Source organism: Salipaludibacillus agaradhaerens (genome assembly GCF_002019735.1).
Lineage (GTDB): Bacteria > Bacillota > Bacilli > Bacillales > Salisediminibacteriaceae > Salipaludibacillus > Salipaludibacillus agaradhaerens.
In genome coordinates this window covers 2,817,352-2,841,310 of record NZ_KV917378.1, presented here as the reverse complement: position 1 = coordinate 2,841,310, position 23,959 = coordinate 2,817,352, and the positions used below count along the sequence as shown (strand labels likewise).

Here is a 23,959-nt window from a genome sequence, read left to right as displayed (position 1 = left end):
TCATGGCGACCATCAAAAAAATGCCCGTACACTGGCTGGTTGCTCTCCTTATGATAAGTTTTACAACGCTTATGGTGAGCTGTAGTGAGTCCGAGACGTCCACAGATCAAGATATGTATACGACGCAATTATCACCTGACGAAATCGTAAACTCAGCTTTTAAAGATGAGTTTCCACTTCAATATGAAAGTTATTTAAAAAATATGGTGCCTGAAAACGACAATACATCAAAATTTGCTGAAGATATTGAACCGAACCTCCCTATTTTGTTTCATAACTATGGGTTTATGCTAGAGTATAACAAAACGAGGGGACATACGTATGCGTTAGAAGACGTTATGTCCATAGCCCGTATTAATGATGACTCAATAGGGTCGTGTATGACGTGTAAAAGTACAGCTGTTCCAGCGCTTTTAGATGAGATGGGGGATGATTATTGGAGTGCTAATTTTAAAGAGGAGATCGTCCCACTAACATTGGCGTATGGAGAAGGCTTTGAAAGTGATGAATTAGGCACATATGGACATCTTTCTATTGGCTGTTCTGATTGTCATGATCCTGTGACAATGGAGCTGCGTATAACTAGACCATCTTTTACAAATGCCATGGCTAGACAGGGGATAGATGTGACAGAAGCCACAAAAAATGATATGAGAAGTTATGTTTGTGCCCAATGTCATGTGGAATATTACTTTGAACCGGATAAAAAAAAGGTCACCTTTCCTTGGGATAATGGGTTAAAGCCAGAAGAAATGTTTGAATATAAAGAAAATCAAGCCAAAGAGGATGGCTTCGAATACGATTGGATTCATAGTATTTCTGGCGCGCCTATGTTAAAAGCACAGCATCCCGAATTTGAGTTGTGGAGTTATGGCCCACATGGGGAAGCAGGGGTGTCTTGTGCAGATTGTCACATGCCTTATGAACGAACAGATGGCAGTAAAAAAATAACTTCGCATCATTGGAGCTCCCCAATGGATAACGTTGAACAAACATGTCGAACGTGCCATTCGGATAAATCAGAAGCTGATTTAGTGGAAAGGGTTGAAAATATTCAATCACGCCACCTGGAAGCTATGGAAGAAACACAAGATCATTCAGTGCGAGCCCATTATTACGTTAATCGGATGATTACGGTTGGAGCTCCACAAGAGCGTATTGAGGAAGCTCAATGGTATATTCGAAAAGGACAGTGGTTTTGGGATATTATCGCTGCTGAAAATTCTGATGGCTTTCATAATCCTCAAGGGGGGATGGATGCTATGAGAACCTCCTCTGATGCATCAAATGAAGCGATAAGTATCGCTATTGAAGAGTTAATTAAATTAGATGTGGACCTAGAAGAGTTAGAGGCTCAAATAGAAGAAACAATTCAGGCAGTTTATAACGAAGAAGATCCAGATTTAAAACATACTCACGCAACAAACGATAACTTCCCAAATGTGTTGGAATTAGACGATTAGTATGATGAGGAAAAAAGAACATAGGTAGTTATAAGGAAAGCTTTGGGGACGGATAGACAGTTATTGAATGAGACTATCTATCCGTCCGTCAATCGTTGTGAGGTCAATAATCTGGAAGAGGAGGGACATCAACATGTGGGCTCTCGCCAGATAATGCTAATAAAAAAGCATGAAGAGCCTCTTTCTCGTCATTTGTTAAATTAAGCTCTTGCATTAACGCACTCTTATTAGGATGATCGTCCCCTCCCCGATCATAATAGTCTATTACATCTTCCAACGTTTCAATGCTCCCGTTATGCATGTAGGGACCGCGATGATCAATACCGTATAAGCCTGGTGTTCGGAATGCCCCAATATCCGCGTCTTCACCAGTCACATCGTAACGCCCTTTATCATCTGTTTCCATACCGATATTATGGAAGTTATCATCAGATAAATTTGGACCTGTGTGACATGTTATGCATGAGGCTTCACCAGCGAAAAGCGCCATACCTTTAATTTCTTCCTCTGTTAGGGCATCGTAGTCTCCAGCTAAAAAAGCATCAAAAGGTGTGTCATCAATCACGATCGTTCGTTGGAATGCTGCCAGTGCTTTTCCTATGTTTTCAACCGTAATGTCATCATTAAAAGCGTTTTCAAATTTCTCCACATAACCAGCAATTTCTGATAGTTGGACGACTAGTTCATCTAAATCTTGATTCATTTCGATTTCAGACTCAATAGGTCCCAGTGCTTGAGATTCTAAGGAATCTGCCCGTCCATCCCAAAACAGAGATGTATAGTAACCTGAATTAATGATGGTAGGGGTATTTCTAGGGCCTTCAACACCATCGAAGCCTTCAAAAAGAGGCTTACCATCTCCATACCCCAGAGCAGGAATGTGACAGGAGGCACAGCTTAACGAATTATCTCCAGATAGTCGAGGGTCAAAAAATAACGTTTTACCGAGTTCGATGGTTTCTTCCGTCATTGGGTTATCTTCAGGAATTTCCATGTCTCCTAATGGTTGAAACAAGCTAATCAACTCGCTAAAGGGATCATTGTCATCGTGAGCGTTTGAATGGACCGTTTCCTCACCTTGTTCATTCGTCACATCTGTTCCTGAATTGTCAAATTCTTTAGTGGCTGTGTTCTCTGTATCTCCGCATGCCAACAAAAGTACAGACGTGACGGAAAGCGCCGTAATAAGCTTCATGTGCTTTAGCATGTGTCACCCTCCCCAAAATAAAATAGATATTACTTTTTTACACCTCCTTTTTAATTATTATTATAAATAAGCTTTGCGAGGAATAAATTTTGAAAATGTGAACATTTTGAAACATTTACCATTTAGTGACGTTAATCACATTTAAGGGATTTTTTAAAATTTCACAGACCGTTCATTTTTTTACTGAAAAAAGTGAGAGCACACATGCTAGGATAAAAATGGAATAACTATTCTAACCTAATAGCCATTGTAGACTAAAGGCGATTTTATCCACATACAGCTTTATGAGGACGCGGTCATCTAAGTGAATGATTTGATTATTGTAGATTAATGCCACATAAAACGACATTTCAATCAAAGGAGTTTTCGTTCTTATCCTACTGAGTGGTCGTTGCGTGAATCAAGACATAGCGTCCGTTACCTGCCGCTTAAATAAATTTAGTTTTCTTCTCTATTTTGAGCCAGACGTTTTATGGACATTTATCTGTCTGTAATAAAACTTTCAATGAAAAGGAAGGAGGGGCTTTATGGGGCTCCAACGTACAAGGTTATGTGGAATTGCTTTCCTACTTAGCTTTCTTAACGTCATTTTCACTTTTGGGGTCGCTTCAGCTCAAGATGAGATGGCAAATTCAACGCTTACATACAAAGAATTGGTTATTCAGGTCATGCCACAATATGTGGAGCCTGATGGATGGGAAGAAGGACGACCAGCAGTGCTTGTTGGCCAGCATGGGACCTTAGAAAATGAAAACGAATCTTCCTATGATGGAGAAATACGAGTCCCAGTTCCTAGCGATAACCATATGTTTACATTATCTATGGTCGGCATTTTTGATGAAGAAGGCATTGTACACGATGTGGAAGCTTCCGTAGACACTGAAGCTCAAGAGATTGTGTGGGAAACAGAAGGGTCCATAGCGTCTAGCGATAATTATCAATTTGTCATAGAGTACTTCATTGATCCTTATGAAGTGTCCAATGACACATACACTTTTTCTTATCATTATGAACTTGAAAGGCGAGCTGATGACGTCAGTATCATTATCTTTGAACCTCTTGGATCAGAGGACTTTACGGTATCTGAAGAACCTGATCGAGAGTTAGAAATGTTTGGTGTTCCAGCTTATGCCTTTGAGAAAGAAAAGGCTGAGGAAGGAGAAGGATTTACGTTTCTAATTTCTTATGATAAAGCTGATCATTTTACAACCTTGGAAGCATTAGAAAACCAAATGGTTCCTAATGATGAGATTCATGCACAATTTCAAACGAATGATGCCTCGGGGGAAGCGGCAGGAGAAACGCGACCTCTTATTGAATTGGAAGGCGCCATTATGATTAGTATCTCACTTATTATTGCTAGTTTATTTGTTTTCTTTGGTTTTAGAGCACGTGCTAAACATCACATAGAAACAATTAAACCGTCTGACTCAAAGGACGTTGAAGCCGAACAGATTAGAGCATTAAGGCAACAACTCATTCGTGGAGAAATCGATGAAGAAACGTATAATCAAGCACGAACGAAATCATTAGTGAAGGAGGAATGAAAAGTGAAAAAAAATACGAAAGTTATTTTGGCTGGAAGTCTTATCTTTATGAGCATACTTGTCTTACTTATTACTGCTACTCCAACATCTAGCGGAGCGGAAGTGCCAATTAATCATTTAAACGAAAATGGCAAGGAATATGAAGAGAAATACATTACCACTGAGGGTTTTTTAATAGAGAACTCGGTTGTTTGGAATGCGGATGCTATTGAACTGCAATTTGATATACAAGATGAAGAGGGACATAAACTATCCGTCTATTACCATGGTGTACAGCCTGATAATTTTTCGGATGATGTGATTGTCATTGTACATGGATATGTCACTTCAGACGGTATTTTTGAAGCGGACAAAGTTCAAACGCGATGTCCATCTGTTTATGAAGGAGAGGACCCTGAAGACTATGATCCAGATATTCACCGTGAGATGGATAGGCAATTAAACATCGATGACGACTAATAGAGTAGCAATCATATTTTGCAAAAGTAGGTGAGTACTATGCATGTAATCGGAAATATCACCATCTACCTGGCTTTCTTTTTATCCATCTATGCTTTTATCGTGTATATCCTTGGGATTAATAAACAAGATCAACGATTTATTGACAGTGGCAAAGGTGCTACGATGGGTATTTTTATTCTTGCCAGTCTGTCAATGGTGTTAATGTTTGTACTACTAGGAACAAGCCAATTTCAATTTGAGTATGTGGCTCACTATACAAGCTCAGATTTACCTCTCATCTATAAATTAGCCGCATTATGGGCGGGTAACGCAGGTTCGTTATTGTTATGGACATTTTTCCTCACGATGTACAGTGCGATGGTTACCTTTTCAAAAAAAATGAAGCGCAATCCCATGACACCCTACATTACAAGTATCCTCTTATTAAACATCATGTTCTTTTATTTTATATTAAGCTTTGTCACCCAACCTTTCGCCATCTTAGAGAATACCCCAGTGGAAGGAAGGGGCTTGAATCCAATGCTACAAGACCCAGGGATGGTTTTCCACCCTGTCACCCTTTATTTAGGTTATGTGGGGCTGGCTGTACCATTTGCTTTTGCAATTGCCTCACTTATTGTAAAAAATATGGATGCTTTTTGGATTCAAATGACGAGAAGGTGGACGATTATTGCCTGGGCATTTCTAACACTAGGTAATGTTATTGGTGGTTATTGGGCTTATACAGAGCTTGGTTGGGGTGGTTATTGGGCATGGGACCCTGTAGAAAACGCGTCATTTATGCCTTGGCTTACGGTGACGGCATATTTACACTCTGTCATGATTCAAGAGCGTAAAAACATGTTAAAGATATGGAATTTAAGCTTGATTATTCTATCTTATGCCCTAACGTTGTTTGGAACATTTCTTGTGAGAAGTGGGGTTCTCACATCGGTTCATGCCTTTGGTGAGACGAATTTAGGTGCCTATTTCCTTGTGTTTATGGCATTTATGGTTATTTTTTCTATGTACTTGTTAATGAGCCGCTATCAATTAATAAAAAAGGATACGGGGCAATTTGAAGCTTATGTATCAAAGGAAAGTTCATTTTTAATTAATAACCTCATACTGCTTGGTGGTACATTTGCAGTCTTTTGGGGTACCGTTTTTCCTTTAGTGAGTGAAGCGGTACGGGGAACAAAGGTAACGGTTGGCGTGCCATTTTTCAATACAGTGATGTCACCAATTTTACTTTCGCTCTTGTTTCTTATGGCAATATGTCCCCTTATTGCATGGCAGCGTGCAAGCTTTAAGAATATAAAAGATAAATTCCTCATCCCGGCTATTATCAGTGTTGCTGTCGCTATTGTTATTGTAGTTATGGGAGTACAAGACGCTTATCCTGTCCTCGGGTTTACCATTATCACGTTTATGATATTAACTCATCTTGTGGAATTTATTCGTAGAACAAGAGCAAGACGCCACGTAACAAAAGAGGCCGTACCTGTGGCATTATTTCGTTTAATGATTCGAAGTCGGCGTCGCTATGGAGGTTACATCGTCCATTTAGGCATCGCTTTAATCGCTTTCGGTATTGTAGGCGCTAATTTTGATGTTGAACGTATGGACACATTAGCTATAGGTGAAACGTTGACAATCGGTGATTATACGCTTACGTATGAGCAGCTAGGGCAGCGAAGTGATGGCGTCAATGAGAGTGTATTTGCTAGATTAGCCATTGAAAAACATGGTCGAGATCTCGGTTATATTTATCCAGAACGTGTCTTTTATTTAAATTGGGAGGAGCCTTCAACGGAAGTAGCGGTTCGGAGTACACTCCGTGAAGATTTATATGTGGTTTTAAGCGGCTGGGAGGAGGACAGACGTGCCACATTTCAAGTGAAAATTAACCCCCTCGTTCAGTGGATTTGGATCGGTAGTTTTGTCCTTGTTTTAGGAGCTGTCTTTGCTATATGGGGTGGTCGATATGGCCAGGTTAACCCGCGATACACTGGTCCTGAAAGAAATGTGTATTAACTTTGTCCAAAGGGGTGGCTGAAAATTAAAATAGCAAGATCGGATGTGATAAATATGATTCGAAGGCGATGGCTGCTCGTTTGCATACTTCTATTCATTATGATGCCAACCTATAATCATGTACAAAGTCAGGATATTTATACGATCAACTCTCCTGAAGTGAAGGACATTGCCAGTCACTTAGCTATGGAAGGACACAGCGAACATGATCTAGCCACGTGTACGACGATGCAACGCTATTATGAGGAAATTGCAGAAATGCTTAATGAGGGCTTTAGTAAACAGGATATTCTTGCTGACTATGAAGCCATGTATGGAGAACAGGGATTTCGTGAACCGAATAAAACAGGATTTAGTCTCCTCGCATGGATTCTTCCTTTTATCGCCTTAGGAGCAGGAACAACGGCATTTATTATACGAGTAACGAGACAAGTGAAAGGCCATAAACAATTAACAGATGAAGCGAGAGAAGGGCAGGAGAAGGGTGTATCTCAAGACAGTACTGAGAATGACATCATGAAAGCACTCATTGAAGAGGAGAAACGTCACCATCTTTAACGATGTTCGATGACTTATATACAAGGAATTGTTAACAAGACTCAATAGGATAGTAAAAAGAGTTTGTAAACATTCATTTTCAATGAAAGGATGTGATTTTTAGTGGCGTATGTGGTGGGTGCTCTTCTTATTGGCCTTTGTCTCTACCTCGTTATTCAACCATTTTTTGCATCGCAAAAAGAATGGCAGGCCGGTTCACTCAAGGATGATCTAGATACGATTACACTAGAGCAAATCTATGCAACTCTTAATGAACTTGATATGGAATATAACATGGGCAAAGTGCCTGAGAGTGAGTATGACAAGTTAAAGTCTCAATATGAAAAAATAGCGGTTACCTTATTAAAAGAGGAGGCCTATGCAGAAGTAGAACACAAGGGTAAAAAGGGGCCCCATCAAACGGAAGCCACGTATGACCTTGAGATAACCAAGGAATTAGAGGAATTGCAGACACAGCGAAAGGGGGAGTAACTTATGCTGGATTGGTTAGGAGCTTCTGTCCCCCCTGTGTATACCCCTAATTTTCACCCTGAAGGTCATATGAAAATGTGGTATACGTCACCGCTCAATCGTTTTGAGCCTCATCTTATGACCGCTATTTTCCTCATGATAATCATCACAGGAGCTTGTTTGGCAATTCATTTTAAACATAAAGCCAAATCTAATAAAGAAACGTGGGAAAACACGGATGAAGAAAAAAGGTTCCAACAGCTCATGACAAAGAAAAAAATAACGTTAAACAAACTGTTAGAGATAGATACGCTCTATCACGAAGGGAAAATAACAGAAGCCGAATATGAGTTAAAGTCAAGGCAGTACAGAGAGTATTTATATGAAATTAAAAAAAAGCTTAATGATTTTATGACTTAGCTAAAGAGGAGGAAAATGATGATAGAGACACGGCAAATAACCAAATCGCTAGGTGATAAATTGGTTCTCCGAGGTGTTGACTTATCCGTGAAACGAGGGGAGGCCGTGGCCCTATTGGGATCAAACGGTGCTGGCAAAAGTACGTGGTTGAAAATTGCAGCCGGTTTACTTCAACCAACGTCAGGAGAAGTCGTTATCAATAGCCAGGTGATGAAAAAAGAAGATTACACGAACCGAAAACTTATTGGTTACCTTGGTCATCGCAGTTTTCTTTATGAGGCATTTACGTCGATCGAGAATCTGCAGTTTTTTGCTCGCTTGTATAATATAGCAAACCCAGATGAAAGAATTAATCATCTGATTGATGCTGTGGGGCTCTCTTTTTTTAAGCACGAGCCAGTGCGTTTATTTTCACGGGGGATGATCCAACGACTTGCGATTGCTCGGTCGCTCCTCCATGATCCTGAAATCTTGCTATTAGATGAACCCCATACAGGCCTAGATCAACAAGGGGTTGCCTTTTTAAATGAGTTACTTCTAAAGTTGAAGACTATTGGCGTCACTTTGATTATGGTCACTCATGATTTTTATCAAATAAATGGTGTATGTGACAGAGTTGTCGTGTTAAAAAAAGGGAAAATTTCTCAAGACGAGAATATAGTTGGGCGTCCCGTTGAATGGATTCAAACATTGTATGCAGGGAAGAAGATAACATGCTGAGAACGTTATTAAAGCCTGCCTTAGTCATTGCATGGAAAGATCTTTCTATGGAGTGGCGGACAAAGCAAACGTTATCAGCAATGCTTATATTTTCTGGGCTTGTTATCGTCACGTTCAGCTTTGCGTTTGACCCCTCAAATCAGGCTGTGCAAGCACTCGTTCCAGGAATGATATGGGTGATGACGATTTTTTCTGGCGTTATTGGGTTAAATCGCTCTTTTATGGCTGAACAGCAGCATGATAACATTCATGGGTTAATGGCTGCTCCAGTGGACCCAGCTAGTATTTATTTAGGTAAGTGTCTTGCCAATTTTGTATTTGTTCTGATCGTTCAACTTATCTCTATTCCGCTGTTATTCATTTTATTTGATTTTCACGTAGTAGATTACATGGGACTAGGATATCTGTTAATAATTATTTCTCTGGGGACCTTTGGTTTCATTGCTGTGGGGACGTTACTTGCTGCGCTCGTAGCTCATGCAACAAGCAGTGAGATACTGTTACCAGTGTTATTATTTCCACTTGTAATGCCGGTTGTGATAGCTGGTGTTCAAGCAACTCGAATCGTATTAATAGGACAGGAAGGAACTCAAGATGTATTAAGTTGGCTTCAGTTGATAGCAGCTTACGATGTCATATTTTTTGCCGCAGGATTTTTATTGTTCGACTATGTGTTGGAGGTGTAAAAATGACCGTTAAAAACCATGATCTATCTCACCTAGCGCCATCCAAGCTACACAATGTGCTACTGTTACTTTCTATTCCAATGGTAATCATATCGTTATATCTCGTGTTCATATGGTCACCTGTTGAAAGGGTTATGGGTCCGGTGCAGAAAATCTTTTATTTTCATGTAGCTTCAGCTTGGAATGCGTTTTTTGCCTTTTTTATTGTTTTTATTTTCAGTTTGCTTTATATCGTGACAAAGAAACGATCTTTTGACTTGATTGCTGGTGTGAGTGGTGAGATCGGAGTAGTCTTTACTGCCATTGTATTAACAACTGGACCGATTTGGGCTCGTTCTGCGTGGAATACTTGGTGGACATGGGAGCCGCGATTGACGACCACATTAATTTTGTTTTTTATGTACGTGGCTTATATTATGGTGAGGAATTTGGATATGGCGTGGCAAAAGCGCGCCAGGTTGGCAGCTGTATTTGGCATTATTGGCTTTGCCAATGTTCCTATTGTTTACATGTCTATTAGATGGTGGGAGTCTAACTTGCACCCAGTTGTTGTTTCAGAAGGGACAGAGACGGGAGGAGGCTTAGATCCAGGTATGCTCGTGACCCTCATATTTACTGTGATGACACTTACGCTGGTTTATATTGTGCTTTTACAAAAGGGACTGTATGTGGAGAAACTAAATCTATATGTCCAATCGATGAAAGCTAAAAAACGGGAGAAAATGATTAGCTAAGGAGGTCGTGAAGATGACTTATTTATTTGCTGCCTATGCTATCACGTGGCTGTTGATGGCAAGTTATATGTGGGTGATTGGTAAGCGTCAGCAAAAAGCAATGAAAGAGATATCATTTTTGCGAGAGTTAAATGATGAGTGAGGAGTCTGTTTAAGGGGGGGTGACATATGGCAAAAGTAAAGTTGGGGCAGGGGATCGCTGGTCTATTTGTCATCGGTATTCTTATTGTATTTGTTGTCGGATTGAAAGTTCAAGGTGAGACGGTAGGAGTTGGTGATAAAGCTTATGACTTTGTTCTCGAAGGGTATGACAATACATCTTATCAGCTGTCTGACTTTCAAGGACAAACTGTCATATTAAATTTCTTCTCTACATGGTGTCAACCATGTGAGTCACAAGCACCTGACATGCTTGCCCTTAGCAAGGAATATGCAGATGACGTACTTGTATTTACTATCGTCAAGACGGAATCCAAAAGAGCTGTGGAAAGATTTATCGATCGTACTGGTTATGAGGACAAACTGTATTTATTTGATTTTGACTTAAGTGTCTCCGAACACTATGGAATAACCGGTCAGCCTGAAACTATAATTATCGATAAAGAGGGCGTTATAGCTGACCATATAATCGGATCAGTGACAAAAGACTACATCGTGGAACACATCACCGCTTTGCAATAAGAGATAGAATAAACCTTCGTAATGCTAGTATTCAAATAAGGGGCCAAGCCCATTTAATAAGTAGATAAAAGATACGGTATAAAACTCGCTGAAAGCGAGTTTTATTTTGAGATTGAAGCACTTTTCTCATACAAAAAAACTAGTAAAAAAGATTCTACATAGACCTACCGTTACAGACGGACACTTTCTCGAGGGCTCGAATTCTGCTAAATGATGTGATAAAACGAACTTACAATTAGTGGGTGATTTCGTTTATCTTCCACTGATTAGTAGTTGTGTCGATCAGGACATGAGCGTCCGTTATCTCTCGCCTATATCGATTAGCTCTAAACTATTTTGAGCGGGCGTTTTACGTACGATCCGTTTACTGTGATAAACTCTTTCGGACGAAGGGCTTTTCAGACGACGTTGCTCTTCCGGCTCACTCCCTTTCACTGAGCCCGATTTTAAAAACATGAAAGTGTCATTATTCGTTTGTTCGTTTTGAGAATTCATTGTGATATTTGTTCCATCCAGTTTTCAAAATTAAACAGAGATAGATTTGCCTTCTTCATCAGAATTGCGTAAACTTTTCTGTGTAGACTTAGGAGTGAACACTAATATGGAAACAAGAAAGCAAAAGGAAGATATTTTTTATATGAAGGAAGCCATCAGAGAGGCGAAAAAAGCGGAGGCGTTGAAGGAAGTGCCTATTGGTGCTGTTATAGTAAAAGATGGGGAGGTAATTGCAAGAGGTTTTAATCAGAGGGAGTCTAATCAGCAAGCGACAGCACACGCTGAAATGATAGTGATCGAACAGGCATGTCAATCAGAATCTAGCTGGCGGCTTGAAGACTGTACGTTGTATGTCACACTGGAACCCTGTCCAATGTGTGCAGGAGCTATTGTTCAATCACGGATTGCACGTGTGGTGTTTGGTGCTTCAGATGAAAAAGCAGGCTGTTGCGGTACGATTATGAACCTCTTGGATGAGCCGCGCTTTAATCATTATTGTCCAGTAACGGGAGGCATATTAGCTGAAGAAACGGGCGAATTGTTAACAAACTTTTTCAAAGCCCTAAGGAAAAAGAAGAGGAAAAAGTGCCACGATTAGAGTGATGGCTAGCCAGATATTAAATACTTTAAAGAAGGAGGAATTGGAAGTGAGACCAAACCAAATATCATTAGAAACAGCTCAAATGATTTCCAAAAAGTTAAACATGCCTTTAGAACACGTAATGCATACGCCTCCCCATATTCTAATGGAAAAGTTAAAGCGAGCGGAATTAAGCGAGACGGAACAACAGGAGTCAACTGATCCGGAGGAGTAGTTCGATAGATATAGTGTTATTGTTTACCTTATATGGGTGACATTATCTGTTGTTGGGAGTAGCTTCTCTATTGCAATTATATTAAAAAACCTTTATACTAATATTTGCGTCGCTCATAGTGATGCCTAAAAACATTATCAATTTTGTCGTGCTAAGCGGGGAGGTAGCGGTGCCCTGTACTCGCAATCCGCTATAGCGAGGCTGAATCCCTTTCCGAGGTTGCAGTTTCTCATGGTCTGCCCTGAGTAAGTGGTGTTGACATCCGGGTTCTGCGCAACGGAATCCCGTGAACCCTGTCAGGTCCGGAAGGAAGCAGCAGTAAGCGGGTCGTTCCGTGTGCCGCGGAGTTGCCTGGATCGAGCAAACTGCTCAGGTAACGCTTGAGAAGCTGTGATCGACGAAAGGTGCACGGCATTTAAATTATTATAATTAGAAAGCTATCCTGATCGGATGGCTTTTTTGCTTTCGATTAATGGGGAGGCGGCTTTGTGGTAACTCAATTCACGTTAATCTCTAAATAGTTAGAGGATAATGTTCATGAGGTTCAATAAATAATTGACAAAGACCTCTCCATAAAAAACAAGATAAAATTACTCAATATAAAAGAGATTCATTTTGAAATGAACTGCTTGAATCGGTATAATAGGAATGAGCTGTAAACGAACGAGAAAGTCAAATAGTTATTTCATATAGTAAGCTAACTGCCATCGTATGTCTTTTTGTCTTCCTGATATAATGTAACATTCAAAGAGAAGAAAAAATATCTACGAAGTTCTAGAGAGTTAATTTTGACAACACTGGTAATAGAGGAAAGGTTGAAGAGTGATGAGCTATCAAGCATTATATCGTGTGTGGCGCCCTACACAATTGACAGATGTCGTTGGTCAGGAACATATCACGAAAACGTTGAAAAATGCATTACTTCAGGAAAAGCTCTCACACGCCTATCTGTTTACGGGGCCGCGTGGAACGGGGAAAACAAGCGCAGCTAAAATAATTTCTAAATCAATCAATTGTGAAAAAGCGCCTGTTGATGAACCTTGTAATGAATGTGCTACTTGCAAAGGTATCCAAGACGGCAGTATTGTAGACGTCATGGAAATTGACGCTGCAAGTAACAATGGCGTCGATGAAATTCGAGATATTAGGGATAAAGTGAAATTTGCCCCTAGTGCGGCACGTTACAAAGTTTATATTATTGATGAAGTGCATATGCTGTCTACAGGTGCCTTTAACGCATTATTGAAAACGTTAGAAGAGCCACCACCACATGTCATCTTTATTCTTGCTACAACAGAACCGCATAAAATTCCGCTTACGATTATCTCTAGGTGCCAGCGTTTTGATTTTAAGCGAATATCAGCCCATGCCATGTTAAAGAGGATGGAAGAAATTCTAGAAAGTTCTGACGTTCAGGTTGATGAGGGTGCACTAGCTCTAATAGCTAGGGCATCTGAAGGAGGCATGAGGGATGCTTTGAGTTTGTTAGATCAGGCAATTTCCTATGCTGATGAGACTGTGACACAAGAAGACGTTTTATCAATTATCGGTGCTGTATCCCAGCAGTTGCTATATCGTGTTATAGAAGCTATTTACAGTGGTGACGTTGCAGATGGTCTCCAAGCAGTTGATGAGTTAATGAAAGAAGGAAAAGACCCTAACCGTTTTGTTGAAGACCTTATTTTCTTTTTGCGAGATGTTTTAATGGTCAAAGCTGCACCGGACTTGGATGAATCTAAGGATAGGCTTACTGGGGACGATGCGTTTAAACAAGTGGTTGAGAGTCTTGATATACAGTGGATTTATCAGATGATCGAAAGTCTTAACCATTTCCAACAGCAAATGAAATGGGCTAGTCATCCTCAAGTATTTTTAGAAATTCTTATCGTCCAATCAGCTCAAAAAAACAAAGGAACATTAACAACTGGCGCCAATGCTAACGATGAGAACGAGGCGATTAAAACTTTACAGTCTAAAATTGACGAACTGGAAGCTAGCATTAAACACCTTCAAAAGAGTGGTGTTACCATTTCTGCTAATGGAAGCACTTCTGGAGAATCAAAGCCGAAGCCAAAACCAAAATCTGTGCCTAACAGTACGAAAAGTAGGGAGCATGCTAAAAAAGTAAAAGGAATGCTACATAAGGCCACTAAACAACACTTACAGACGATTCATAGTAGCTGGGGGCAGGTTATAGAACAAGTAAAACAAAAAAGTGTTCCAGCTTCAGCTTGGTTGAACGACTGTAAACCAGTAGCTTGCTCTGACAATCAATTTGTGCTTGCTTTCCGAAATGAGATGCACCGTGATATGGTGGATGAAAAATTTCGTGAACTAGTTGAGGAAGCGGCGACTGTGGTGACACAACACGATATGACGATGCTTACAATTCTTGAACCTCACTGGGAGGAAGTGAAGGCTGCTTATGTCAGAGAACAGAAAGTGGATGGCACCACGGAGGGGGCGTCTTCGTCATCTGAAAATAGTAAGGAAGAAGCAAACCCTGTTATCGATGAAGCTGTTAAATTAGTCGGCCGAGATTTACTGGAGATAAAGGATTAGTAAAACACATTAAAAAGGGAGATGTTAACATGAAAAATATGGGTAACATGATGAAGCAAATGCAAAAAATGCAAAAAGATATGGCGAAAGCACAGGAACAATTAAAAGAAGAAACAGTGGAAGCAACAGCAGGCGGTGGCATGGTAAAAGTAATCGCAAGTGGTGAAAAAAGAATTTTAGATATCCAAATTAATGAAGAAGCGGTAGATCCAGATGATGTGGAAATGCTTGAAGATTTAGTTTTAGCAGCTACAAACGAAGCCCTAACTAAAGTGGATGACCTCGTGAATGAAAAGATGGGTAAATTCACAAAAGGTATGAACATTCCAGGACTCATGTAGTATTGCAATACTTATATAAATAAAGAGAAAAGACTTGGTGAAAAACCAAGTCTTTTCTAACGAAAAATAAATACGCGAACATCACGGGACGCTACCTAAGCAGATATTAATGGTTTAATCCGTTAAATTAAGAGGCGTGTGTAAATAACAATGACACTGTTAGACACCCTGTTATGCAGTAAAATAAAGAAGACAGATCAACAACGACATTGGCCTACACCCTGTTTAATGTAAGAGAGCTTGCAGCTAAAAGGGACAATTAGGCTTTAAACTTGAAAGGAGGTCATCCCAAAATGCAATACCCACAACCTATTTCAAAACTAATTGAAGGATTTATGAGATTGCCGGGCATTGGGCCAAAAACAGCAGCACGATTAGCCTTTTATGTGTTAGATATGAAAGAGGATGACGTACTTGATTTTGCAAAAGCATTAGTAAATGCTAAACGTGAATTGACATATTGCTCTATCTGCCATCATATTACGGATACGGATCCGTGTAGAATTTGTGAAGACCAAGCTAGGGATCGTTCTATAATATGTATTGTTCAGGAATCAAAAGATGTCATAGCTATGGAGAAAATGAAAGAATACAGTGGTTTGTATCACGTGTTACACGGCGCCATATCTCCAGTGGATGGCATTGGTCCGGAAGATATTTATATCCCAGATCTGCTTAAAAGATTACATGACGAAACGGTACAGGAACTTATTATAGCGACTAACCCAAATATTGAGGGAGAAGCCACAGCTATGTATATCTCCCGCCTTGTTAAACCAACAGGCATTAAAGTTACCAGGATCGCCCACGGACTTCCCGTTGGTGGTGACCTTGAATATGCAGATGAAGTCACATTGTCTAAAGCTATTGAAGGAAGACGTGAGCTTTAAGCGATGGTGTTAAATTTTTGAAGAGGAAAAGCTAACAAAAACTTGAAAGTAGTGATGGATAATGTTCGGTAAAAAAAAGAAACGAAAACTTCGGCGACAAAAAGATACAGAACTTATTCAGCTATTAGACAGTATTAAAATAAAAGCTGATGAGTATGAATCATATGTCAGAAGCTCGGTAGATATAGATGGCCATATCGACAGCAAAGCGCGATTGGAACGTGCGAAATATTTATTTTTATTAAAAGAAGCTAGGGTAAGAAAGACATCTTTTTACTAAATTAAAGGTTCTGGTTTTATGACATCAATTTGAGCTCATATAGATAAAGGCTTGAGGTTAGCTAGATGAAATTTGCTCAAAAATAATCTTATATGAACTGGCAAATCCGTAATAGTTTAATTACTGGTTTTGTACAGAGCATTGTTAGTGCTAACGAAAGGCGTGAGACTCTTTCAGTGGCATTAACAACTCTTGTCTTAAAATGACACTATTTAAATTGAACGTATTTGTTTTTATAAAAAGTGTAAGTGTATTGGTTGATTCAATTAAAGAGCTAGATAAATAAAGTATTCTAAATATGATTTCCTTGCATATATTAGTTTTAGCTTCCTTTCAGATTGGACGAGCGTAAGCATATTAGCTTCTCTTAACTTATGGAAGTATAAATCTTGATATGAAAAGGAGTTTTGTCATGGAACCGATTGTTGTTTTATCTTTGTTATCTGGTCTAATATTGCTTTTACTTCTCATAGGTGCGCCAGTAAAATCTCTTAAAATGATTGGAACGGGGGCGATTCGCCTTTTAGTCGGGGCTTTATTATTATTCTTTTTAAATACGTTTGGAGGCCTATTCGACTATCATTTACCTATTAACTTATTTACAGCGTCAGTTTCTGGTTTCCTTGGTGTGCCAGGAATCATTGCTTTAATTTTTACGGATATATTAATTATTCAATAGCTAAAAAAGTTTTTTTAGAAAAACATTGACGTTTATTTGTGTTCATGGTATATTATTTCTTGTCGCTATAAAAAGACTTAACGAATAAGCGGCTAACGAAAAAAAGTGTTGACATCATATGGTGATAAATGATATGATGATCTAGTCGCTTTAAAACAATAAGATGTTCTTTTCAAATAATATCTTACTTGTAGTTGACCTTTGAAAACTAAACAAAAAGCCAAGCAAAGTGGGATATGAAAATATCCCGTCAAAGAAACAAAGCGTTGAGTGGAAACATTCAACAACGCCAGACGAAAGTTTGGACATGATGTCAGAGACATCGAACTCTATCGGAGAGTTTGATCCTGGCTCAGGACGAACGCTGGCGGCGTGCCTAATACATGCAAGTCGAGCGCAGGAAGCCGGCGGATCCCTTCGGGGTGAAGCCGGTGGAATGAGCGGCGGACGGGTGAGTAACACGTGGGCAACCTACCTTGTAGACTGGGATAACTCCGGGAAACCGGGGCTAATACCGGATGATCATTTGGATCGCATGATCCGAATGTAAAAGTGGGGATTTATCCTCACACTGCAAGATGGGCCCGCGGCGCATTAGCTAGTTGGTAAGGTAATGGCTTACCAAGGCGACGATGCGTAGCCGACCTGAGAGGGTGATCGGCCACACTGGAACTGAGACACGGTCCAGACTCCTACGGGAGGCAGCAGTAGGGAATCATCCGCAATGGGCGAAAGCCTGACGGTGCAACGCCGCGTGAACGATGAAGGTTTTCGGATCGTAAAGTTCTGTTATGAGGGAAGAACAAGTGCCGTTCGAATAGGTCGGCACCTTGACGGTACCTCACGAGAAAGCCCCGGCTAACTACGTGCCAGCAGCCGCGGTAATACGTAGGGGGCAAGCGTTGTCCGGAATTATTGGGCGTAAAGCGCGCGCAGGCGGTCTCTTAAGTCTGATGTGAAAGCCCACGGCTCAACCGTGGAGGGTCATTGGAAACTGGGGGACTTGAGTGTAGGAGAGGAAAGTGGAATTCCACGTGTAGCGGTGAAATGCGTAGATATGTGGAGGAACACCAGTGGCGAAGGCGACTTTCTGGCCTACAACTGACGCTGAGGCGCGAAAGCGTGGGGAGCAAACAGGATTAGATACCCTGGTAGTCCACGCCGTAAACGATGAGTGCTAGGTGTTAGGGGTTTCGATACCCTTAGTGCCGAAGTTAACACATTAAGCACTCCGCCTGGGGAGTACGGCCGCAAGGCTGAAACTCAAAGGAATTGACGGGGGCCCGCACAAGCAGTGGAGCATGTGGTTTAATTCGAAGCAACGCGAAGAACCTTACCAGGTCTTGACATCCTCTGACACCTCTGGAGACAGAGCGTTCCCCTTCGGGGGACAGAGTGACAGGTGGTGCATGGTTGTCGTCAGCTCGTGTCGTGAGATGTTGGGTTAAGTCCCGCAACGAGCGCAACCCTTGATCTTAGTTGCCAGCATTCAGTTGGGCACTCTAAGGTGACTGCCGGTGATAAACCGGAGGAAGGTGGGGATGACGTCAAATCATCATGCCCCTTATGACCTGGGCTACACACGTGCTACAATGGATGGTACAAAGGGCAGCGAGACCGCGAGGTTAAGCGAATCCCATAAAGCCATTCTCAGTTCGGATTGCAGGCTGCAACTCGCCTGCATGAAGCCGGAATTGCTAGTAATCGCGGATCAGCATGCCGCGGTGAATACGTTCCCGGGCCTTGTACACACCGCCCGTCACACCACGAGAGTTTGTAACACCCGAAGTCGGTGCGGTAACCTTTTGGAGCCAGCCGCCGAAGGTGGGACAGATGATTGGGGTGAAGTCGTAACAAGGTATCCCTACCGGAAGGTGGGGATGGATCACCTCCTTTCTAAGGAGCTATTAAGCTCAGCTTATTAAAACTTTGCTTTGGCTATTTTGTTTAGTTTTGAGAGGTTAAACTCTCAGATAGAAAAACTTACCCGTTGGGTAAGAATCGACCTTTGAAAACTGGATAACGAAAGACTGATAAATGACATCACCGGTTCACAATCGCTTGATTTAATCAAACGATGAGAGAACCGAGTGTCTTAGAAAAAGGCCATTAAGACGCCTAAAACCGCCTTTTTAATAAAGGAAAGGGTTTAAGCCACCTGGTGATAAGCCAGAAGTGTGCTTAAACAAAGAGCATCAAAGAGATCGAGGAAGCAAGTGAGCGCAACACCGGAACGTACTGAGGTACGTGAGGATGGTGAGCGAACGCAGCTGACGACGCGCTCTGTCGATGATCTGCGGTTTAAGAGGTTAAGCTAGAAAGGGCGCACGGTGAATGCCTTGGCACTAGGAGCCGATGAAGGACGGGACGAACACCGAAATGCTTCGGGGAGCTGTAAGTAAGCGTTGATCCGGAGATATCCGAATGGGGGAACCCACCGCCTGTAATGAGGCGGTATCCACACCTGAATCCATAGGGTGTGAGAAGGCAGACCTGGGGAACTGAAACATCTTAGTACCCAGAGGAAGAGAAAGCAAATGCGATTTCCTGAGTAGCGGCGAGCGAAACGGAATCAGCCCAAACCAGAAGGCTTGCCTTCTGGGGTTGTAGGACACTCCATACGGAGTTACAAAGAGTGATCGTAGGTGAAGCGACCTGGAAAGGTCCGCGGGACAAGGTAAAAGCCCTGTAGCCGAAACGGTCACTCCTCCGGAGTGTATCCTGAGTACGGCGGGACACGTGAAACCCCGTCGGAAGCAGGGAGGACCATCTCCCAAGGCTAAATACTTCCTAGTGACCGATAGTGAACCAGTACCGTGAGGGAAAGGTGAAAAGCACCCCGGGAGGGGAGTGAAATAGATCTTGAAACCGTGTGCCTACAAGTAGTTGGAGCCCGTTAATGGGTGACAGCGTGCCTTTTGTAGAATGAACCGGCGAGTTACGATCCCGTGCAAGGTTAAGTTGAAGAGACGGAGCCGCAGCGAAAGCGAGTCTGAATAGGGCGCCAAAGTACGTGGTTGTAGACCCGAAACCGGGTGATCTACCCATGTCCAGGGTGAAGTCCAGGTAACACTGGATGGAGGCCCGAACCCACGCACGTTGAAAAGTGCGGGGATGAGGTGTGGGTAGGGGTGAAATGCCAATCGAACTCGGAAATAGCTGGTTCTCCCCGAAATAGCTTTAGGGCTAGCCTCGAGGGAAGAGTGTTGGAGGTAGAGCACTGATTGGACTAGGGGTCCCCACAGGATTACCGAATTCAGTCAAACTCCGAATGCCAATCACTTATCCTCGGGAGTCAGACTGCGAGTGCTAAGATCCGTAGTCAAGAGGGAAACAGCCCAGACCATCAGCTAAGGTCCCCAAGTATACGTTAAGTGGAAAAGGATGTGGAGTTGCTTAGACAACCAGGATGTTGGCTTAGAAGCAGCCACCATTTAAAGAGTGCGTAATAGCTCACTGGTCGAGTGACTCTGCGCCGAAAATGTACCGGGGCTAAACGTATCACCGAAGCTATGGATGGCCACCGTCAGGTGGCTGTGGTAGGGGAGCGTTCCAAGGGCGTAGAAGCATGATCGTAAGGACATGTGGAGCGCTTGGAAGTGAGAATGCCGGTATGAGTAGCGAAAAGAGGGGTGAGAATCCCCTCCGTCGAAAGCCTAAGGTTTCCTGAGGAAGGCTCGTCCGCTCAGGGTCAGTCGGGACCTAAGCCGAGGCCGAAAGGCGTAGGCGATGGCAAACAGGTTGATATTCCTGTACCACCACGTTTCCATTTGAGTGAAGGGGGGACGCAGGAAGGTAGGGTAAGCGCACCGTTGGATGTGTGCGTCGAAGCAGTGAGACTGACAAGTAGGCAAATCCGCTTGTCGTAAGGTTGAGCTGTGACCGCGAGTGAACTAAAGTAGCGAAGTTCCCGATCCTACACTGCCAAGAAAAGCCTCTAGCGAGGAAACTGGTGCCCGTACCGCAAACCGACACAGGTAGGCGGGAAGAGAATTCTAAGACGCGCGGGAGAACTCTCGTTAAGGAACTCGGCAAAATGACTCCGTAACTTCGGGAGAAGGAGTGCTCTTGCGGGTGAATAGCCTGCGAGAGCCGCAGTGAACAGGCCCAAACGACTGTTTATCAAAAACACAGGTCTCTGCGAAGCCGCAAGGCGAAGTATAGGGGCTGACACCTGCCCGGTGCTGGAAGGTTAAGAGGAGGGGTTATCCCTTACGGGAGAAGCTCTGAATTGAAGCCCCAGTAAACGGCGGCCGTAACTATAACGGTCCTAAGGTAGCGAAATTCCTTGTCGGGTAAGTTCCGACCCGCACGAAAGGTGCAACGATTTGGGCACTGTCTCAACGAGAGACCCGGTGAAATTATATTACCTGTGAAGATGCAGGTTACCCGCGACAGGACGGAAAGACCCCATGGAGCTTTACTGTAGCTTGATATTGGATTTTGGTACAGCTTGTACAGGATAGGTAGGAGCCTTGGAAGCCGGAGCGCCAGCTTCGGTGGAGGCATTGGTGGGATACTACCCTGGCTGTACTGGAATTCTAACCTCGAACCGTGATCCGGTTCAGGGACAGTGTCAGGTGGGCAGTTTGACTGGGGCGGTCGCCTCCTAAAAGGTAACGGAGGCGCCCAAAGGTTCCCTCAGAATGGTTGGAAATCATTCGTAGAGTGCAAAGGCATAAGGGAGCTTGACTGCGAGACCTACAAGTCGAGCAGGGACGAAAGTCGGGCTTAGTGATCCGGCGGCACCGTATGGAAGGGCCGTCGCTCAACGGATAAAAGCTACCCTGGGGATAACAGGCTAATCTCCCCCAAGAGTCCACATCGACGGGGAGGTTTGGCACCTCGATGTCGGCTCGTCGCATCCTGGGGCTGAAGTAGGTCCCAAGGGTTGGGCTGTTCGCCCATTAAAGCGGCACGCGAGCTGGGTTCAGAACGTCGTGAGACAGTTCGGTCCCTATCCGTCGCGGGCGCAGGAAATTTGAGAGGAGCTGTCCTTAGTACGAGAGGACCGGGATGGACACACCGCTGGTGTACCAGTTGTTCCGCCAGGAGCATGGCTGGGTAGCTACGTGTGGCAGGGATAAGTGCTGAAAGCATCTAAGCATGAAGCCCCCCTCAAGATGAGATTTCCCATCACTTTATGTGAGTAAGATCCCTCAGAGAAGATGAGGTTGATAGGTCTCGGGTGGACGCATGGCAACATGTGGAGCTGAGAGATACTAATCGATCGAGGGCTTAACCAAAGCAAGTCGTCTTTTCTCTAAGACATGATGTCCTATCAGTCCCGTTATCCAGTTTTGAAAGGTCGATAAGACCTTGATATGTTCAGTGACAATCGCGGAGAGGTCACACCCGTTCCCATGCCGAACACGGTAGTTAAGCTCTCCAGCGCCGATGATAGTTGGGGGCTCTCCCCCTGTGAAAGTAGGACGTCGCTGAGCGACTAAAGACATTCTCTTATGAGAGTGTCTTTTTTATGTGTTTAATAGGAAGTATGTTTATCACACATAAACATAAAGCGAAAGTTAACATTGTGATACTCCCGTATATAACAACCGTTTGTAACGAGAAAATAGAAGCTGAGACACCAATCATAAGTGTGGCGGCAACTGTTAGAGTAGCTTCAATAAAGCTATAAGCACTGCCAATGCGTCCCATTGCTTTAACAGGGATGTTATTTTGAAAGAATGTTAGAAAACCAGTATTTGCGAATGCGATAAAGAAGCCAATGATAAAAAAGCCGACTCCTGCCATTGGAAGGGAGGAAGATGTAGCGTAAATAAGGTAGCCAAAGGCTACGAAAAGACTGGCGAAGCCAATTAAAAAATGAGTTGAAATATAGGAAACAACAAATGTGGTTATGAAGGCACCTAAAAGGATTCCCCCGCCCGCTATACTCACGAGAAAACCATATCTCTCATCAGTTAACAAGAGAACATCTTTAGCAAAAGCTGCTTCAAGTGAATCGATAGCCGACGTCATAATGACCATTGTTAAGCTAAATAAAAAATAGATGCTCATTATATAACGATTCGAAAAACTAAAATGTATCACCAATATCCAGTCCTTTTTTAATTCATAAAAGGAAAAGGGGGATATTGGGGGGTTTAGCGTTCCTTTCTCAGGGTCAGGGAGAAAGCAAGTCACAATAGCTGATAGTAATAATGCAATAGCATTCATAAAAATAGCGAAGTGTGGGTCTCCTAAGATAAACATGACTCCTGCCAAAGCTGGGCCGATTAGAAAAGCGCCAGAGGTCATTAAGCTGTATAATGAGTTAAACCGTTTCCTTTTTTCTTTAGGAATTAACTTAGTTATATAAGTAAGGGAAACGGGTTGGAAGATAGCACTGCCCATATTAATTATAAAAATCATCATATAAATGATAGCCAGGGAAGAAGTAAAAGGGAGTAAGCAAATAAGAAATGCGCGGCTGGCATCTAAAATAATCATAAGCCGGCGTTTATTTAACCTGTCAATGAGACCACCAGCCCATACCATCGTCATTACTGCGGCTAAAGGTTTTGTAGCATATAAAATGGTGATAGCAAAAGGGGACCCTGTCATATCGAATATGATAAGGTTCATAGCGATAAGGAATACCCATTCACCAATATGTGAAACCCCTATAGCCATAAGTAAAATACCGGGATAAACCCATTTGTTGTGTTTATTAGTCATCATAAACATACCCTCCAATCAACAACACTAAGTGATTATTTATTCAATAAAAAAACGCCCTCAAGACAAATGTCTTGAGGGCGTGGGTCGTCCGCGCGGTGCCACCTCGATTTTACTTATAAACTTCCATAAGCCTATCAGGTACGGCAAGATGAACTTGCTTATACCTTGACTCTGTAACGGGAGTACCCGCCACATTATCCCTAAAATCGTTCCAATGTGGGGCTCAGAGGCTTGGTTCAATAAAGCAGTTCTTTCCCCTTTTCAGC

General features: G+C 42.4%; 21 protein-coding genes, 3 rRNA genes, 1 other RNA gene and 1 other annotated feature (1 of these 26 cut by a window edge). Of the genes, 23 read left to right on the top strand and 2 right to left on the bottom strand.

The features are described 5' to 3' along the window. The first annotated feature begins 2 nt into the window (after nucleotides 1–2). Entirely contained in the window at nucleotides 3–1,463 is a 1,461-nt protein-coding gene (locus tag BK581_RS13350; RefSeq protein ID WP_078578629.1) for an ammonia-forming cytochrome c nitrite reductase subunit c552, read from the top strand. A 103-nt stretch (nucleotides 1,464–1,566) separates the two neighbouring features. Here BK581_RS13350 and BK581_RS13345 read toward each other — a convergent pair whose 3' ends face one another. Further along, entirely contained in the window at nucleotides 1,567–2,670 is a 1,104-nt protein-coding gene (locus tag BK581_RS13345) for a cytochrome-c peroxidase (protein ID WP_078578628.1), read from the bottom strand. 527 nt (nucleotides 2,671–3,197) lie between these two features. Here BK581_RS13345 and BK581_RS13340 point away from each other — a divergent pair. The 22 genes from BK581_RS13340 (at nucleotide 3,198) to rrf (ending at nucleotide 22,450) form a co-directional block, all read left to right on the top strand. Further along, a complete protein-coding gene (locus tag BK581_RS13340; RefSeq protein ID WP_078578627.1) occupies nucleotides 3,198–4,217 on the top strand; it encodes an SHOCT domain-containing protein in 1,020 nt (339 codons plus the stop codon). Between the two features lie 3 nt (nucleotides 4,218–4,220). Beyond that, a complete protein-coding gene (locus tag BK581_RS13335; RefSeq protein ID WP_078578626.1) occupies nucleotides 4,221–4,676 on the top strand; it encodes a cytochrome c maturation protein CcmE in 456 nt (151 codons plus the stop codon). A gap of 39 nt (nucleotides 4,677–4,715) precedes the next feature. After that, on the top strand, nucleotides 4,716–6,695 hold the full coding sequence (locus tag BK581_RS13330; RefSeq protein ID WP_078578625.1) for a heme lyase CcmF/NrfE family subunit: 1,980 nt from the start codon (nucleotides 4,716–4,718) through the stop codon (nucleotides 6,693–6,695). A gap of 54 nt (nucleotides 6,696–6,749) precedes the next feature. Further along, nucleotides 6,750–7,253: a cytochrome c-type biogenesis protein CcmH gene (locus BK581_RS13325; protein ID WP_078578624.1), complete on the top strand. Its 504-nt coding sequence runs from the start codon at nucleotides 6,750–6,752 to the stop codon at nucleotides 7,251–7,253. A gap of 102 nt (nucleotides 7,254–7,355) precedes the next feature. Next, entirely contained in the window at nucleotides 7,356–7,724 is a 369-nt protein-coding gene (locus BK581_RS13320; RefSeq protein WP_078578623.1) for a hypothetical protein, read from the top strand. A gap of 3 nt (nucleotides 7,725–7,727) precedes the next feature. Next, complete coding sequence (locus tag BK581_RS13315) at nucleotides 7,728–8,123, top strand: hypothetical protein (RefSeq protein ID WP_078578622.1); 396 nt, start codon at nucleotides 7,728–7,730, stop codon at nucleotides 8,121–8,123. Between the two features lie 15 nt (nucleotides 8,124–8,138). After that, nucleotides 8,139–8,843 carry a heme ABC exporter ATP-binding protein CcmA gene (gene ccmA, locus BK581_RS13310; RefSeq protein ID WP_245829040.1) on the top strand — a complete coding sequence of 235 codons (705 nt, stop codon included), beginning with the start codon at nucleotides 8,139–8,141 and terminating at the stop codon, nucleotides 8,841–8,843. Then, a complete protein-coding gene (locus BK581_RS13305) occupies nucleotides 8,837–9,529 on the top strand; it encodes a heme exporter protein CcmB (protein ID WP_078578620.1) in 693 nt (230 codons plus the stop codon). The genes ccmA and BK581_RS13305 overlap by 7 nt, the downstream gene beginning before the upstream one ends. Nucleotides 9,530–9,531: 2 nt before the next feature. After that, nucleotides 9,532–10,263 carry a cytochrome c biogenesis protein gene (locus BK581_RS13300; protein ID WP_078578619.1) on the top strand — a complete coding sequence of 244 codons (732 nt, stop codon included), beginning with the start codon at nucleotides 9,532–9,534 and terminating at the stop codon, nucleotides 10,261–10,263. A 13-nt stretch (nucleotides 10,264–10,276) separates the two neighbouring features. Further along, on the top strand, nucleotides 10,277–10,405 hold the full coding sequence (locus BK581_RS13295; RefSeq protein ID WP_078578618.1) for a CcmD family protein: 129 nt from the start codon (nucleotides 10,277–10,279) through the stop codon (nucleotides 10,403–10,405). 26 nt (nucleotides 10,406–10,431) lie between these two features. Further along, nucleotides 10,432–10,944 carry a TlpA family protein disulfide reductase gene (locus tag BK581_RS13290; RefSeq protein ID WP_078578617.1) on the top strand — a complete coding sequence of 171 codons (513 nt, stop codon included), beginning with the start codon at nucleotides 10,432–10,434 and terminating at the stop codon, nucleotides 10,942–10,944. A gap of 601 nt (nucleotides 10,945–11,545) precedes the next feature. Beyond that, nucleotides 11,546–12,037 (top strand): tRNA adenosine(34) deaminase TadA, encoded by a 492-nt coding sequence (gene tadA, locus BK581_RS13285; RefSeq protein WP_078578616.1) that lies wholly within the window; start codon nucleotides 11,546–11,548, stop codon nucleotides 12,035–12,037. A gap of 49 nt (nucleotides 12,038–12,086) precedes the next feature. Further along, nucleotides 12,087–12,254 (top strand): YycC family protein, encoded by a 168-nt coding sequence (locus BK581_RS13280; RefSeq protein WP_078578615.1) that lies wholly within the window; start codon nucleotides 12,087–12,089, stop codon nucleotides 12,252–12,254. Nucleotides 12,255–12,400: 146 nt separating this feature from the next. Beyond that, nucleotides 12,401–12,666: signal recognition particle sRNA large type (gene ffs, locus BK581_RS13275), an RNA gene on the top strand. Nucleotides 12,667–13,079: 413 nt separating this feature from the next. Further along, a complete protein-coding gene (dnaX, locus tag BK581_RS13270) occupies nucleotides 13,080–14,816 on the top strand; it encodes a DNA polymerase III subunit gamma/tau (RefSeq protein ID WP_078578614.1) in 1,737 nt (578 codons plus the stop codon). A gap of 29 nt (nucleotides 14,817–14,845) precedes the next feature. Then, on the top strand, nucleotides 14,846–15,157 hold the full coding sequence (locus BK581_RS13265; RefSeq protein WP_078578613.1) for a YbaB/EbfC family nucleoid-associated protein: 312 nt from the start codon (nucleotides 14,846–14,848) through the stop codon (nucleotides 15,155–15,157). 293 nt (nucleotides 15,158–15,450) lie between these two features. Further along, nucleotides 15,451–16,047, top strand: a complete 597-nt coding sequence (recR, locus tag BK581_RS13260) for a recombination mediator RecR (RefSeq protein ID WP_078578612.1) — start codon at nucleotides 15,451–15,453, stop codon at nucleotides 16,045–16,047. A gap of 61 nt (nucleotides 16,048–16,108) precedes the next feature. Next, nucleotides 16,109–16,327, top strand: a complete 219-nt coding sequence (locus BK581_RS13255; RefSeq protein WP_078578611.1) for a DUF2508 family protein — start codon at nucleotides 16,109–16,111, stop codon at nucleotides 16,325–16,327. Nucleotides 16,328–16,739: 412 nt separating this feature from the next. Continuing rightward, nucleotides 16,740–17,006 carry a pro-sigmaK processing inhibitor BofA family protein gene (locus tag BK581_RS13250; RefSeq protein WP_078578610.1) on the top strand — a complete coding sequence of 89 codons (267 nt, stop codon included), beginning with the start codon at nucleotides 16,740–16,742 and terminating at the stop codon, nucleotides 17,004–17,006. A gap of 329 nt (nucleotides 17,007–17,335) precedes the next feature. Further along, nucleotides 17,336–18,902, top strand: a 16S ribosomal RNA gene (locus BK581_RS13245). Nucleotides 18,903–19,313: 411 nt separating this feature from the next. After that, a 23S ribosomal RNA gene (locus BK581_RS13240) occupies nucleotides 19,314–22,252 on the top strand. Nucleotides 22,253–22,333: 81 nt separating this feature from the next. Beyond that, a 5S ribosomal RNA gene (rrf, locus tag BK581_RS13235) occupies nucleotides 22,334–22,450 on the top strand. The 16S, 23S and 5S rRNA genes sit together here, the layout of an rRNA operon. A gap of 16 nt (nucleotides 22,451–22,466) precedes the next feature. On the opposite strand, the gene BK581_RS13230 is transcribed toward rrf, so the two are convergent. Continuing rightward, nucleotides 22,467–23,690, bottom strand: a complete 1,224-nt coding sequence (locus BK581_RS13230) for an MFS transporter (protein WP_078579941.1) — start codon at nucleotides 23,688–23,690, stop codon at nucleotides 22,467–22,469. Nucleotides 23,691–23,763: 73 nt separating this feature from the next. Then, nucleotides 23,764–23,959 (bottom strand) — a binding site (T-box leader) (it continues 58 nt past the right edge of the window).